A 14,724-nucleotide genomic window follows, 5' to 3' on the forward strand; every position below is an offset into this window, starting at 1 on the left:
GTCGCTTCGCGATGGCCTTCGGCCACCCTTGACAGGCCGTCCCGCCACGGAAATACGAAGACTGCCGGGAACCCCCCAAAAGAACGGCACGGGTCGGAGGAGACAGGGGCAGGGAGATCAGGGAGCGGCCGCCCGATTCCAGGGGCCAGCCAATGCCCACCACCCAGGCCGGGCCGGGGTGGGGGCGCGGGCACCAGGAAGATCCGGGCCCGGGGCCGACAGGCATGCATGTTCCGGGTCGGGGGCGGCTCTACCTGCACGAAACAGCGGCGAGAAGCCCATCCGGAGACGCAGACGCGTCAAATCGCTACGCGCTCCTCGCGGCTTGGCGTCCGGCGGCCGTCTGGGGCTGGGAATAAGCCGCCACCAATCGCTACGCGGCTGAGGTGAGTGGGCGGCGATCAGCCCGGCATGGGCTGGACATAAGCCGCCCGAGATCGCTACAAGCGTCCCCGAGACGGCGACAGCGGGTAGTTTGTGGCGATTTGGTGGCGGATTGGAGGCCGCCAAGCGGCTTGGCGGAGTGTGAGGTTGAAGAGTCCGGCACCAGACTCCATCTGGGCACTTCTCCACGACAAAACCAGCCGCAGACGCACCCAACACTCCGTCTCACGACTGCGACCGCCACCAACCAGCCGCAGGCACCCATCACGGGGACTCCTGGCGCCCGTGAGTGCCCGCCAACCACCCGCAGGCGCCCACCCACCGCACTTGCACCTACCGGTGGGCGCCGCCCACCCCTGGGTGCTGCCCTGAGGTCGGGCGCCACGAGGGAAGGGCCGCCCGAGGGTGCTGGCCCGGGGGCCTGGGCTGTGTGGGTGGTGGGGCTCGCACCCTTGCTGTGGTGGCGGTCGTTGGTCGGCCGGGGGCTGATCAACGACGCGCCCCCGCACCCGACCAGAGGTGAACCGGAATGATCCGCAACATCGTCCGCCGCTCCAGTGTCCGCCGCCGGGCGCTGGTGGTCGGCGCGGCCTTGATGGCCGCCATCGTGCCGACGGCCACCGCCGAAGCGGCCGCACCGTCAAACTCCGATCTGCAGGTGGTCCAGTTGGACCCGGACGCCACCGCACCCGGCGGCACCACGACGGTGCACGGCTACATCTCCAACATTGGTCCGGAGCGGACAGCCTCGCCGTTCACCGTGGTGATCACCCTGCCGGAAGGGGTCACGGCGGAGGGACCGTTCTTCCCGGAGGACTGCTCCGAGTCCCAGGACCGCCGCCAACTGAGCTGCACCTTCCCGGCCGGGCTCGCCGTGTTGCGCAGTGCAACCGCCCAGATCCCGGTCAAGATCGCCCCCAGGGTGCCCATCGGCAATCTGGAAGGCGGCTCCGTCGCGGTGACGAGCGACGACGACCAGAACCCGGCCAACAATCGGCAGCCCTTCGTGATCCAGGTCGTATAGGCCGCCTGATCGGGACGGAGGCTTCCCGGACGGCGGTGATGCCGATCCCGAATTCTGGCTCTGGCCGGAGTTCCGTGATTTCTCAGGTCAAGGCCCGCGTGCGGGAACGTTCCGGCAGGGCATGCCTGGTTGGTGGGGGTCTGCTCGCTGGATGATGTGTTGTTCCCGGACATCGATGTGCGCTTGGAATCCGTGGAGTTCACCGCGGAGGTCTTGGTCGTCGTGGCGGCCGCGTGCGGCCCGCCGCCCAGATGCCGGGTTGCCGTGCCCGGGCCCGGAGAGTCCACTCCTGCTATGAGCGGGGCCTGGCCGAGCGCCCCTTGGCCGGGAGAAGACTGCTGGTCAGGCTGAGGGTCCGGCGGTTCTTCTGCGACCGGGCCACCTGCCGGCGTCGGACGTTTGTCGAGCAGGTCAGCGGATTGAGCGAGCGGTATCGGCGCTCCAGCCTCGGGCTGAAGAGCTGGCTGCGCCAAGTAGCGGTCGAGCTCGGCGGCCGGGCCGGCGAACGGCTGTGCCGCCGCCTGCACCTCGTCGCAGGACGCACACGCCTGCTGGAACTCCTGGATCCTCCGACGGCGCCGGAACGGTCCCCGCGGGTCCTCGGCGTCGACGAGTTCGCCTTCCGCAAGGGCCGCACCTACGGCACCCTCCTGGTGGACGTCGAGGCAGGCATTGTCGTGGACGTCCTGCCCGACCGCACTTCCGAGACCTTCGCCGCCTGGCTGCGCGAACACCCCGGCGCCGAGATCATCTGCCGCGACCGGGCCACGGCCTACACCCGCGCGATCAAGGAAGCAGCCCCCGACACGGTGGAAGTCGCCGACCGCTGGCACCTGCTGCAAAACCTCGCAGCCGCGGTGGAGAAGACCTGCCACCAACACCGCGCCTGCCTGCGCAAACGCGCCGACGAAGAGACCGCCCGCATACCCGAGGCGCCCCCGCTGATGCAGTTCCCACTGCACGAACTGCCGCGGACGCAGATCATCGAACGGACCCGCCACCGCCACGCCGACGTGCACAAACTCGTCGCGGCCGGCTGGACCATCAGCGCCATCGCCCGACGGCTCCACCTCGACCGCAAGACCGTCCGGCGCTTCCGTGACACCGACCTCGACCAGCTCCTGGCCTCCGCCAACGAACGCCGACCGGCCGGAGTGCTGGAGCCGTTCAAGCCCTACTTGAACACCCGCTTCACCGAGAACCTTGGCCAGGTCAGCGGCAACCGTCTCTTCCTGGAGATCCGCGAACGCGGCTACCGCGGCAGCCGCCAGGTCGTCCGCAAACACCTCGCAGCCCTCCGAGCTGGCAACGCCGAACCCGTCCGCGCCGACATCCCCAGCCCCCGCAAGATCACCGGCTGGATCATGCGACCGCAGGACACCCTCCCGCCCGACCTCGCCCGCAGTTTGCTCGACGTGCGGATCGCCTGCCCGGACATCGCCCGAGCCTGCGACCTCGCCCGGGCCTTCGCCGAACTCCTTCGGAACCGACGCGGCTTCCTGCTGACCGAATGGATCCGCCAGGCCGAGAAGGACGCACCCAAGCCCATCAGCGGATTCGCTGGCTTCCTCCGCGGCGACCTCGACGCCGTCACCGCAGGACTCACCTTCCACTGGAGCTCAGGCATCGTCGAAGGCCACGTCAACCGCGTGAAAACACTCAAGAGAGCCATGTACGGCCGAGCGTCCTTCACCCTCCTCCGCACACGCATCCTCACCCGACTATGAGATTCACGGGACCCGGTCAGAGCCCGTTTCAAAGACCGCCATCAGCGGCGTCAGAAGAGCTGGCTGGCAACTTGGTGCAAGGTGCCGGCAGCCTGCGTAAGTTGAGTCGACGCTCCAGCCGCACTGGTGATCACGGCCATAGCGGCCCTGGCGCGGCTGAGACTGCGGGGCGCGTCTGGCGCGGCCGCCGCGTCGGCGATGTCAGCGACATTGTCCAGCAGCTGGGCGCGCTGATCATCGGCCAGTTCGGAGGCTTGTTGAATGGCTTGGGTCAGTGCGCGGATGGCGACTGCGAGGTCGGTGTCGCCGCGGCCCGCGAGCGCCTCGGTGGCGGTACCGATGTTGGTAACCGTCTCGGCCACGGAGATGTGGCTCTTCGACACCGAGCCGATGACCCCGACGTTCCCGTGGACGGTGACTTGATCGTGTTTGCTCTGTCCGGACGCCTCCGCGTAGTCGGGCAGACGATCCATCAGTTCCTCCAAGTACTCCAGAGCGATTGCAAGATAGGCACGGCCGAGGGCCGTGGGATCTGGGACGATCGACGCACGGCAGGCTTCAATGCCTTCCATCAAGTCGTGGGCCCTGAATATGGTGGCCCTACGCGTCGAATCCCTCCACGACTCCAGGGCGGGCAACGGCGGCAAGCCTGCGGCAAGGTTCGCGTGGAGTGCCCGGCCTTGGGCGATGGCCGCAGTGATGTCCTCGGCAAGGTTCCGCGCGATCACGCCGTCGGGAAGCTTGCCATGCCGGGGTGGATGAACGTCGTCGGGAAGGTGCAGGACAGGAGCCACCGAGGCTTCCCGGCACGTCTCAGCAAGCTCCCGAAGAGCCCAGTGCAAGTTTTCGATGCTGTTGTCGGCTTTGCCTGACCTGATCTGCTCATGCAGCCTATCCGAACGCCTCTTCGGATAGCGGTCGAGGTCAAGAGGGGCATACGTGGTGGCACGAGGGCGGCCCGACGGGTCTTTCGAAGTAACGATGGAGTATCTGAGTGCTCCTGGCACCGTGTTCGCTCCGCCTTCAAGCCACTCGTAAGCGTCGTAGAAGGCCTTGAGTGCGCCCGGTTTCGTGGCCGTCCCCCAGAGGTTGGCCGACCGGCCGCCTCGCCACGGTTCGAGTGCGTCGGCAAGAGCCTGGGCTTTGTGGCCATGAGCACGTATGGCCTCCTCGAGGCGCAGCCGGGTGCGCTCCTCCTGGGAGCGGATGACTGCTCTAGCTTCCTCCCCGTTCATGATGCCATCGTCCATGCATCCCACTGGTGTTACAAGGAGAAGCCCTCGAACCACCGGGACTGAGAGGTTCTTGCCGGTCTGGATGCAGAGCAGGGCGGCGTGCCCCGGGCACGGCGCCCCTCCCCACTGTTCAGATACCGGTGCAGGCGTGCGTATGCCCCCGGGCCAGATCGGCGCAGAGGATCCCACCTCCAGGGTGCCACTCCATTACGGACTCAGCGGCCGCCCGTGCTCCGGGCACCAGGACACCGGAAGAACGCGGCCGTAGTCGTGCGCTAGCACACGCACTCCTTCCCCAGGCCCGCGTACGTCACGCCGTGCCGGACCACCCTCGCCGAGCCCACCGCAGTACCCCGCAGGCGGGTCGGGCACGACAGCCCCACGCGCAGGCCCCCCGACCCCGACCGGAAGCGGTCCAACACCCGCACATCCCCCAGCGCCGCCGTACCAGGCGCGGTCAGCCGCTTCACGGTCAGCCCGGACTCCCCCGCCGCCAGCTCGGCCAGCGCATCGGCTGCGGCATCGGTGGACCAGCCGAACAAGCGGTCCTCGCCCTCGGCCAGGCACCGCGCATAACAGGAGTGCACCCGACGAGCCCTGAGGCACGACATCCCGGGCATCTGGGCAGAGGCCCACACGCGATCGCCACCACGACCAGCGCCTCCGCCGTGAAGTCCACTGCCTTCAGCCGCACATCAACGTGCTGGAACAGCACATCATCCAGCGAGCCAACCCCCACCAGTCACGCATGCCCTGCCGGAACGTTCCTTCACTCGACCCCTGAGCTGGGAATTCACGGAACTCCGGCCAGAGCCCGAATTCTCCCCAGTGCTGCTCTTCGCCTCAGTTGGTTCAGGAGCTGTGCGAGGACCCCTACGCCCCGTGGCCCACGATGGGAGGATCGGCCTTGCCGGTAGCGGGTCGGCCGGCCACCCGATGACCTCGACGAGGTGAGCCGGCTCCGCCGGGGACCGCCCCGGATCCGACCGCCTGCTCGTCGTGCTCGGTCGGCACGGCAGACCCTGACGGCACCGGCTCAGTCCGGGGTGGGCAGATGGATCGAGGCGAGTTTGTCCGGGTCGACGACGATGTGGATGCCGGTGATCCGGCCTTCGGTGACGGTGAAGGCGATGAGGGAGAGAGGGCTTCCGTCGGGGCGCCAGGACATGTGGCCGGGGATGCCGTTGACCAGCACGGGTCGATGGTGGGCGGCCTCGCCTGAGAACATGCGGGCGCCGGCGGCGACCTTGGTGGCGCCGAGGGTGACGACCACGCCGTCGGGGGTGTCGACGGTCAGCTTCACGTTCGGGTCGAGGACACGCAGGAGCGCTTCGAAGTCGCCGCTGAGGGCGGCTGCGCTGAATGCCTGCACGACCTCTCGGTGCTCGCGGCCGGGGCCCGCCGGCCGGTCCGTGGCTTGGACCTTGCGGCGGGCGCGGCTGGCGATCATCTTGGTGGCGTCGGTGGATTTGCCCAGGATCTGGCCGATTTCCTGGAACGGGACCGCGAACATGTCGTGCAGGACGAACGCCAGGCGTTCGCTCGGGGTGAGCGAGTCGAGCACGACGAGCAGGGCGAGCCCGACCGAATCGGCCAGCGCCACCTGCTCATCCGGCGCGGGGTCATCGTCGGGCAACACCACGAGGTTCGCGAACTCTTGCTCGTAGGCCGTTTCGGGGTGGGCTCGGCGGGATCTCAGGAGGTCCAGGCTAATTCGGCCGACCACGGTCGTCAGCCAGCCCGCCAGATTGCCGATGGCCGCCTCGTCCTGACGGACGAGGCGCATCCAGGCTTCCTGGACCACGTCCTCGGCATCGGCGTGCGAGCCCAGCACGCGGTATGCGACGGCGCGCAGCCGATCGCGCTGGGCCTCGAACGCCTCGATCACGAAGCCGGACGGGTGGGCGGTCACGGCTTTCGCTGCTGACGGAGCGAGACCCGGTTGCCGTCCGGGTCCACCGCCTCGATGCGGACCCCGAACGGATAGTCCACGGGTTCGGACTCTTCGAAGACAACGCCTCGACGGCGCAGGATCTCGAAATCCTTCCGCAGGTCCTCGGATTCGAGGATCAGCGGACCGGGCGCGCCCGCGCCGCCCGGCTGTCCCGCGGCCGCCGCATGCGACCACAGGATGATCTGCACCGGGCTGTCGGGAACACCGACAGTGAGGAAACGTCCGTCGGGCCCCGGAAAGTCGATCCGCCTCTCCAGGCCGAGTCCCTCGGTGTAGAACTCCAGCGCACGGTCCTGATCGGTGACGTAGATCGTCACGTACATGATGTTGGTCAGCATCCGGTTCCCGATTCACTCGTTGGCGCGACGACCATTCCTGTTCGGCCGTCACACCTCTGACGAATGCCGGCGGGAGAAGGTAACAGGAGCGGTCCATCCGAGCGGATGCCGGACGCCTGCGGTGTAGCTCGGCAATACGAGTACAGCCCGGCACGCCGAGGAAGATCAGGCAAAGGATGAGGAGATCAACTGAGCAGGTTTAGCCCCAACGAGAGCGCCCCCTGAGGAGATTCCAAGAGCGCCATCAGCGGTAAAGGACCGCCGTCCGGGGCCGTCTCGAACCGCCGCACTCGTCAGGTAGGCGCTGCCGACTACGCGCAGGCGCCCGCCACGGGACTTCTTCTGCTGGCGGGTCCGCCAACTGGCCCCAGACGCCTGCCCACGGCACGTCGTCTGCAGGCGGGCGCCCCGCCGACCGCCCGCAGACGCCCACCAGCCCCCACACCCACCCCATCGTGGGCGGCCTATGCCCAGCCCATGCCGGTCTGATCGCCGCCCACTCACCTCAGCCGCGTAGCGATTAGTGGCGGCCTATTCCCAGCCCCAGACGGCCGCCGGACGCTAAGCCGCGAGGAGCGCGTAGCGATTTGAGGCGTCTGCGGCTCCGGATGGGCTTCTCGCCGCTGTTTCGTGCAGGTAGGGCCGCCCCCGACTCGGAACATGCATGCCTATGGGCCCGGGCGCTCGTCAGGATGAACCGGGAACCGGGCGGTCGCTCCCTGATCTCCCCGCCCCCGGTCCCTCTGACCCGTGCCGTTCTTTTGGGGGGTTCCCGGCAGTCTTCGTATTTCCGTGGCGGGACGGCCTGTCAAGGGTGGCCGAAGGCCATCGCGAAGCGACGCGACCGCAGGGAGCGCCCTTGACAGGCCGGCCCGACACGGAGAGACGATGAGACTGACGGGAAACCCCCAAACCCTCCCTGATGCCCCCCGCTTGGGTCCCGACCCCCGAAGCCACCGACCAGCAGAATGGACCCGCCCGCCCGGCTCCCGTCTACCGCCCCCCGCCCCGCCTCCAACGCACCAGGCCGCGTACCAGCGCCCAGAGCAGCGTCGCGTTCAGCAGGGCGCCGACCAGGATCACGCCGTAGAAGCCGAACCCCATCCACGCATCGACCGGCTCGGCGATGGATGGATCCGGTGTCCAGTCGGCCGGAGGCGGAGGCGGAGGCGGAGGCGGAGGCGGAGGCGGAGGCGGAGGCGGAGGCGGAGGCGGGGCCAGTTCCAACGGCAAGGGTGTGGGCGGCTCCGGGCCGGTGTGGACGAGCCCCTCCGGCGGTTCGACGGGCGCCTCGGGAACGGGCGCGGAGGGCACCAGTGCCAGGATGCTGAACGGTGCTATGGCGAGCAGCGTCCAGACGCCGGCGAAGCCCGCGTCCCCGGTCCGGCTGAGCACCTCCACCCAGACCTGCAGCCCGATCACCACGGCCAAGTAACCGCCCGGCACCCACACTTCGAGCCTTGACCGGACTCTTCCTCGTCCCACTGGCTGCCCCGTTCACCGTTCACCGTTCACCGTTCGTCGTTCGTCGTTCGTCGTTCGTCGTTCATCGTTCGTCGTTCGTCGTTCGTCGTTCGTCGTTCGTCGATCGCCGTTCATCGTTCGTCGTTCGTCCGAGCCAGTATTGGGACCCCCCAGCCCCCGCACCTGAGTACGACTACTCAGCCCGACCTGCCCCCCGCACCCAGCCCGAGCCGGGCGGATGTCACGGCCCCGGCCATCGCCCGAAAATCCCCCCGCCCCCTTGCCGCCCCATCCCCTAGGGTCGCCAGGGACTGGGACCATGCCCTCCCATGCCATGGCAGGGCTCGTGGCACGACATGACCTGGAGGACGACCGTGCACTACCGCAACCTGGGACGCAGCGGACTGTCGGTGTCGGAGATCGGCTACGGGGCCTGGGGCATCGGCGCGTCCGGTTGGGTGGGGGCCACCGAGGACGAGTCGCTGCGCGCCCTGCACCGCTCCATCGACCTCGGCGTGAACCTCATCGACACCGCTCGCGGCTACGGCGACAGCGAGCGCATCGTCGGCCAGGTGGTGCGCGAGCGGGCCGGCGAGCAGGTGTACGTGGCGACCAAGGTGCCGCCCAAGAACCGCGTCTGGCCCGCCCCCGACGGGCTCGACCCCTCGGAGGCCTTCCCCGGCGCGCACATCCGCGAAAGCCTGGAGACCAGCCTGCGCGCCAGCGGCCTGGACCACTTCGACGTCCTGCAGTTCCACGTCTGGAGCGACGAATGGGTCGGCCGCGGCGACTGGCTGGAGACCATCGCCGAGCTGAAGCAGCAGGGCAAGATCCGCCTCTTCGGCGTCTCGATCAACGACCACCAGCCGGAGAACGCCCTCGCCCTGGTGCGCAGCGGTGTGGTGGACACCGTGCAGGTGATCTACAACATCTTCGACCAGTCCCCGGCCGACACCCTCTTCCCCGCCTGCGAGGAGGAGGGCGTCGGCGTGATCGTCCGCGTGGCCCTCGACGAGGGCGGCCTGACGGGGCGCGTCACGGCCGGGTCCACCTTCCCCGAAGGGGACTTCCGCAGCCGCTACTTCCGCGGCGACCGCCCCGCGCAGGTCGAGCGGCACATCGACGCGATCACCGCCGACCTGGGCATCTCCACGGGCGAGATGGCGGAGACCGCGCTGCGCTACGTACTGAGCGCGCCGGCCGTCTCCACCGTCATCCCCGGCATGCGCACCGTCCGCAACGTGGAGCGCAACACGGCCGTGAGCGACGGCCGCCCCCTGACCGCCGAGCAGCTCGCCGTACTCGCCAAGCACCGCTGGGAGCGGAACTTCTACGCCCGGCCGTAGGGCCGGGGCATTGTGCCACGCCGGCGGGCGGGAGCCATGTCCCGAGGTCCCGGGACGTGTCCCCAGGCCCCCGGGCGGGCGCAATGGAGGGCAAGAGGCCGGGCGGATCCGCCGCCCGGCAGCCCGAAAGGAGGACAGCCATGGCTGCCCTTACTCCCATCCGCAAGATGGTCCTCGTGGCGGTCTCCGCCGCCGCCGCGCTCATCGGTGCCGGATCGGCCATGGCCGCACCCAGTTCCGCTTCCCTGGCCGGCGATCCCTCAGGAGCCCGGGTCGAGCGGAGCTCGGTACGGCACGTGCTCGGAATGTCCGATCCGAGTGACAGTTCGTATTATTACTACTACGCACAGGAACTCTGACCCATGCGGTCGGCCTCCATTCCCCCCGGTCCCGTCGGGACCGGGGGGCGGGGCGCGATGCGCGCCTTCGAGCGCGATCGGCTCGGCTTCCTGCTCCACCAGCGGCAGTACGGCGACCTGGTCCGCTTCGACGATGAGCTGTACATGGTCAACTCACCGGTCCTGGCGGAGGCGGTCCTCAAGCACACCAACAGCACCTACGCCATCACCCGGGACCTCCTGGGCGAGGAGGCCGACGGAGGCTCCGCGTCGGAAGACCTGGTCCGGTGGATGCGGGCCCGCAAGCTGGCGGGCCACGGACTGAACCGAACCGGTGTACGCGCCGCCGAGGAGCGCCTCGCGGCGACGGTGGTCCGGCATGCGGAGAGCTGGCGGGCCCTGGGCACGATCGACGCGATCCCGGCGCTGGAAGAGCTCAGCGCCCACCTCATAGCCGAGTTCTGCCTGGGGCCCGAGGTCGGCAACGTTCCCGCCCTGGTGGCCCGTCTGCAGGATGCGCTGCTGCCCGGCACGGTGTCGCTGCCCGCCCGCTGGCCGTCACTGCGCAAGCGGCGTCTTCATCGTGTCGGCCGGGAGCTGGCCTCCGAAGTGTCCCGCCTGATCGAGGGGCGCAGAACGCGGCAGGAGGGCTGCTCCGGAGTGGTCGCGGACCTCCTCAACGCTGCGTGCGACGAGGGAGCGATCACCCCCAGGGGTGCGGCCAGTATCGTCGTGGCGATCCTTTTCGCCGCCCATGAGACCACCGCGGCCGCGCTGGCCTGGCTCTTCCTCCTCCTCGACCAGCAGCCTGACGTACACAGCCGGGTACGGGACGAGGTCGACGGGGAGCTGACGGGCCGGCTGCCGACCGCGTCCGATGTGCCCCGCCTGGTCGTCACCGAGGCCGTCGTGAAGGAGACGCTTCGGCTCTATCCGCCGCTCTGGATGCTGGAGAGGACGGTCGAGCAGCCCACCGAGCTCGCTGGCCACCCCCTGCACCCCGGTCAGCGAGTGGCCGTCAGTCCCTTCGTGCTCCACCGGGACCCGCGCCACTACGACCAGCCGACGGCTTTCCGCCCCGACCGCTGGATCGAGCGGTCCACTGCCACCCCGCTGCCCAAGTACGCCTTCATGCCGTTCGGCGGCGGGCCCCGGAACTGTCTGGGGGCGCACTTCGCGATGGTCGCGATGGTCGTCGCCACCGCGACGCTCGCCGGCCGCTACCGGCTCAGCCGTACGGCGGGCACAGTGCCTGTGTTCAGCACGCGCACCATCCTGCAACCCCGCGGGCTCGCCTTCGACGTGGCCACCCGCTCCCCGTAAGGAGGCGAGTGCATGACAGCGGCCCGAGCCCCCGCACGCCCGCGCGGCCGCTACGCCACCCGCCGCAGCAGGGCCAGGTACATCGCGTCCGTCCCGTGCAGGTGCGGCCAGAGCTGGACGTCCGGCCCGTCGCCCAGGGCGGGGACGCCCGCCATGTACGGGCGGGCGTCGATCAGTTCGGCGGCGACCGGGGAGTTGCCCGCGCCGCGGCCCTTCAGGACGTCCTCGACGACGACGCGGGTCTCCGCCAGGTGCGGGGAGCACGTCGCGTAGCCCACGATGCCGCCCACCCGGACGGCCGACAGGGCCTCGCGCAGCAGGGACCGCTGGAGCGGGGCGAAGCCCTCCAGGTCCTCGGGGCGGCGGCGCCAGCGGGCCTCCGGGCGGCGGCGCAGGGCGCCGAGGCCGGTGCAGGGCACGTCCATCAGGACGCGGTCGAAGGAGCCCGGCAGCCACGGCGGCCGGGTGCCGTCGGCCGCGATGACCTGGTACGGGCCGGGGTTGCCGGCCAGGGCGTGCTCCACGAGGCGCGCCCGGTGCGGCTGCTTCTCGGAGGCCAGCAGGAACGCCCCGCGCTGCGCCGCGAGCGCCGCGAGCAGGGCCGCCTTGCCGCCGGGGCCCGCGCAGCCGTCCAGCCAGCGCTCGTCGCGGCCTTCTACGGGCGCGGCCGCGAGGGCCATGGCCACCAGCTGGCTGCCCTCGTCCTGGACGCCCGCGCGCCCGTCGCGCACGGCCTCCAGTGCGCCCGGCTCGCCGCCCTCGGCCATCCGGACGGCGTACGGGGACCAGCGGCCCGGCAGCGCCGAGTCCTCGCCGACCGCCTCCACCAGTTCCTCCGGCGTGGACCGGCCCGGCCGTGCGACCAGGGTGACCTCGGGCCGTTCGTTGTCGGCCTCCAGCAGGTCCTCGATCCCGGCGCGTCCGCCGCCCAGGGAGTCCCACAGGGCGCTGACGACCCAGCGCGGGTGCGAGTGGTAGACGGCGAGGTGTTCCTCGGCGTCGTCCTCGTACGGCGGTGCGACCCGCTCCAGCCAGCCGTCCAGGTCGTGCGCGGCGATCTTGCGCAGTACGGCGTTGACGAACTTCGCGCGCCCGTCGCCGAGCACCACCCGGGCGAGCTCCACGCTCGCCGAGACGGCCGCGTGCGTCGGGATGCGGGTGCCGAGGAGCTGGTGGGCGCCGAGCGAGAGCACGTCCAGCACCGGCGGGTCCACCTCGCGCAGCGGCCGGTCGATGCACGCCTTGATGACCGCGTCGTACGTGCCCTGCCGGCGCAGCGTCCCGTAGACCAGTTCGGTGGCCAGTGCCGCGTCGCGCGCCTGGAAGCTCTCGTCCTGGCGGGCCTTGCGCAGCAGCGGGGGCAGTACGAGGTTCGCGTACGCGTCGCGCTCGTCCACCGCCCGCAGCACCTCGAAGGCCAGCATCCGGACGGGGTCCTTCTGCGGCCTGCGGTACGGCTTGGCCTGCTTGGCCTGGCGCGGCGGCTTGCCACCCGCGCCTGCGGCGGCGGGACGACGACGGGGCTGTTCGCTCACTGAAAGGTGCTCCGGATTTACGAGTGCTACGGGAGTGACGAGGTACTGCGGGTGCCGGCGGTCAGGCCGGCACGGCTACACGGTTCAGCCTACGTCCGCCCCGCCGAGCCGCTCGCCGGGGGCGATCCGCACCCCGCGCGCCCAGTCGGCGCCGCGCATCGGCTTCTTGCCCTGGGGCTGTACCCAGAGCAGCTCCACGGCGTGCGAGCCGGTGCCGACGTAGACGTTGTTCTTGGCGGGGGCCAGCACGCCGGGGGCGAGGTCGGTGCGGTCGGTCACCAGGCCGACCGAGATCAGCTTGAGCCGCTCGCCGCGGAATACGGTCCAGGCGCCGGGGGCCGGGGTGCAGCCGCGTACGACGCGGTCGGCGCGCATCGCGGGGGCCGTCCAGTCGATCCGGGCGTCCTCCACGGTGATCTTGGGCGCGACGGAGATCCCGTCGACGGGCTGCTCGACCGCGCGCAGGGTGCCGTCCTCGATGCCGTCCATGGTGGCGGCGAGCAGGCCGGCCCCGGCGAAGGCGAGGCGGGTCAGGAGGTCGCCGCTGGTGTCGGTGGGACGGACCTCCTCGGTGAGGATGCCGTAGACCGGGCCGGAGTCCAGGCCCTCCTCGATCTGGAAGGTGGAGGCGCCGGTGACCTGGTCCCCCGCCATGATCGAGTGCTGGACCGGCGCGGCCCCGCGCCAGGCCGGCAGCAGCGAGAAGTGCAGGTTGACCCACCCGTGGCGGGGGATCTCGAGGGCGCTCTTGGGCAGCAGGGCCCCGTAGGCGACGACCGGGCAGCAGTCGGGGTCGATCTCGCGCAGCCGGGCCTGGAACTCGGGGTCGCGCGGCCGGGTGGGCTTCAGGACCTCGATCCCGGCCTCCTCGGCGCGCTCGGCGACCGGGCTGGCGACGAGCCGGCGACCGCGGCCGGCCGGTGCGTCGGGCCGGGTGACGACGGCCGCGACCTCGTGCCGCCCGGAGGCGATCAGGGCGTCCAGGGCGGGCACGGCGACCTCGGGGGTGCCTGCGAAGACGAGCTTCACTGGGTCCTACCTCGCTATCTCGGCTGTCAGCAGCGCACCAGTCTATGGGGCGTACGCCGGGCCACCCACCTGTGGTGTCGAGGGGGCGTACGCACACACACGCGCCTCTCGCATATGCCGACACGCCCCCACAGCGTGACCTGGGCGCCGGGTGGCGCGTTGGTCAAGAGAGATTGACCAAAACGGGCCGCGTTGTGAACGGTGTCTGCGGCCCGATCCGCCCTTCAGCACCGGTTCGAGAGGCTTCTTCATGGCCGACCACGCCACCCACGACGCCCAAGCCCGGGCCAGCCTGCACCTGTTGGTGCGGGACATCGAGCGGGTTCGCCGGCAGGTGGATGCTCTGCGTACGCTCACCGCCCAGCTCGGCAACGTGTACCGCCCGCGCCGCTCAGGCCCCTCCACGGGCTTCGTCGTCTACGGCCGGGCGCCCGCGCCCACCGTCCGCCTCGCCCAGGAGCTGCGGGACAGCGTCGAGACGCTGGTCACCGCCGCGGTGGACTTCGACCGCTCGCTCGGCTTCTCGTGGGACGCGGTCGGTTCGGCGCTCGGCGTCACCAAGCAGGCCGTGCACCGGCGGTACGGTGCGCGGCGCGCGCAGGCGGCGGAGTCCGTCGAGCCGCCGGCCGAGGGCACGACGACGCGGACGCTGGGGCCGCTGCCCTCGATTCCGGCGGCGCGCTCGGTGCCGCCGCAGCCGCTGCGCGAGGAGTCCCAGGCCGCGGCGGGTGCGGCGGGTGCGTCCCGCCCGGCCGCCTTCCCCGGTCCCCGGAACGGCTGACCGTTCGGCCGCCGCCGGGACGCCGACCCCTGACGGCAGGACCGGACCGCCGTGCCTGACCCCGCCCCCGGTGGGAGCGCCCCACCCGGCCGCTCCCACCGGGGGCGTTCGGCGTCCCGCCGCGGTCCGCTGCCCTGCGGGCGGCTTCCCCCACCCCGCCCCTTCCCGCTGTGCCGCATTTGCGGCTCCGCCGCGCGGCGGGGCTTGCGACCCCGGCCGCCGCTCCCGGGGCTCCGCCCCGGACCC

Annotated in this window: 13 protein-coding genes; 6 read left to right on the forward strand and 7 right to left on the reverse strand. The window is 70.7% G+C overall.

All coding sequences use genetic code 11. From position 1 onward, the window contains the following. Positions 1-913 precede the first annotated feature (913 nt). Together ACFWBN_RS34745 and ACFWBN_RS34750 are read left to right on the forward strand one after the other, a co-directional pair. Entirely contained in the window at positions 914-1,408 is a 495-nt protein-coding gene (locus ACFWBN_RS34745; RefSeq protein WP_385184080.1) for a hypothetical protein, read from the forward strand. 251 nt (positions 1,409-1,659) lie between these two features. Next, positions 1,660-3,135: an ISL3 family transposase gene (locus ACFWBN_RS34750; RefSeq protein WP_385184151.1), complete on the forward strand. Its 1,476-nt coding sequence runs from the start codon at positions 1,660-1,662 to the stop codon at positions 3,133-3,135. A 50-nt stretch (positions 3,136-3,185) separates the two neighbouring features. On the opposite strand, the gene ACFWBN_RS34755 is transcribed toward ACFWBN_RS34750, so the two are convergent. From ACFWBN_RS34755 to ACFWBN_RS34775, 5 genes are all read right to left on the reverse strand, one after another. Then, positions 3,186-4,385 carry a hypothetical protein gene (locus ACFWBN_RS34755; RefSeq protein WP_385184083.1) on the reverse strand — a complete coding sequence of 400 codons (1,200 nt, stop codon included), beginning with the start codon at positions 4,383-4,385 and terminating at the stop codon, positions 3,186-3,188. Positions 4,386-4,645: 260 nt separating this feature from the next. Beyond that, positions 4,646-4,957, reverse strand: a complete 312-nt coding sequence (locus ACFWBN_RS34760; protein WP_385184085.1) for a hypothetical protein — start codon at positions 4,955-4,957, stop codon at positions 4,646-4,648. A 449-nt stretch (positions 4,958-5,406) separates the two neighbouring features. Further along, entirely contained in the window at positions 5,407-6,282 is an 876-nt protein-coding gene (locus ACFWBN_RS34765) for a sigma-70 family RNA polymerase sigma factor (RefSeq protein WP_385184087.1), read from the reverse strand. Continuing rightward, entirely contained in the window at positions 6,279-6,662 is a 384-nt protein-coding gene (locus tag ACFWBN_RS34770) for a VOC family protein (protein WP_385184090.1), read from the reverse strand. The genes ACFWBN_RS34765 and ACFWBN_RS34770 overlap by 4 nt, the downstream gene beginning before the upstream one ends. Positions 6,663-7,655: 993 nt before the next feature. Further along, the gene (locus ACFWBN_RS34775; RefSeq protein ID WP_385184092.1) at positions 7,656-8,147 is read right to left on the reverse strand and encodes an SCO4225 family membrane protein; all 492 of its coding nucleotides are present in this window, start codon (positions 8,145-8,147) and stop codon (positions 7,656-7,658) included. Between the two features lie 353 nt (positions 8,148-8,500). Here ACFWBN_RS34775 and ACFWBN_RS34780 point away from each other — a divergent pair, with 353 nt between their 5' ends. From ACFWBN_RS34780 to ACFWBN_RS34790, 3 genes are all read left to right on the forward strand, one after another. Next, entirely contained in the window at positions 8,501-9,472 is a 972-nt protein-coding gene (locus ACFWBN_RS34780) for an aldo/keto reductase (RefSeq protein WP_385184154.1), read from the forward strand. 140 nt (positions 9,473-9,612) lie between these two features. Next, positions 9,613-9,831 carry a hypothetical protein gene (locus tag ACFWBN_RS34785; protein WP_385184094.1) on the forward strand — a complete coding sequence of 73 codons (219 nt, stop codon included), beginning with the start codon at positions 9,613-9,615 and terminating at the stop codon, positions 9,829-9,831. Between the two features lie 57 nt (positions 9,832-9,888). Next, positions 9,889-11,133 (forward strand): cytochrome P450, encoded by a 1,245-nt coding sequence (locus ACFWBN_RS34790; RefSeq protein WP_385184097.1) that lies wholly within the window; start codon positions 9,889-9,891, stop codon positions 11,131-11,133. A gap of 50 nt (positions 11,134-11,183) precedes the next feature. Here the strand turns inward: ACFWBN_RS34790 and ACFWBN_RS34795 are convergent, their stop codons facing one another. Next, complete coding sequence (locus tag ACFWBN_RS34795; RefSeq protein ID WP_385184100.1) at positions 11,184-12,668, reverse strand: RsmB/NOP family class I SAM-dependent RNA methyltransferase; 1,485 nt, start codon at positions 12,666-12,668, stop codon at positions 11,184-11,186. 84 nt (positions 12,669-12,752) lie between these two features. Next, the gene (gene fmt, locus ACFWBN_RS34800; RefSeq protein ID WP_385184104.1) at positions 12,753-13,697 is read right to left on the reverse strand and encodes a methionyl-tRNA formyltransferase; all 945 of its coding nucleotides are present in this window, start codon (positions 13,695-13,697) and stop codon (positions 12,753-12,755) included. Positions 13,698-13,947: 250 nt separating this feature from the next. Here fmt and ACFWBN_RS34805 point away from each other — a divergent pair, with 250 nt between their 5' ends. Next, entirely contained in the window at positions 13,948-14,478 is a 531-nt protein-coding gene (locus ACFWBN_RS34805; protein ID WP_385184107.1) for a hypothetical protein, read from the forward strand. Positions 14,479-14,724: the final 246 nt, after the last annotated feature.

The organism is Streptomyces sp. NPDC059989 (assembly GCF_042736975.1).
Taxonomy (GTDB): Bacteria; Actinomycetota; Actinomycetes; order Streptomycetales; family Streptomycetaceae; genus Streptomyces.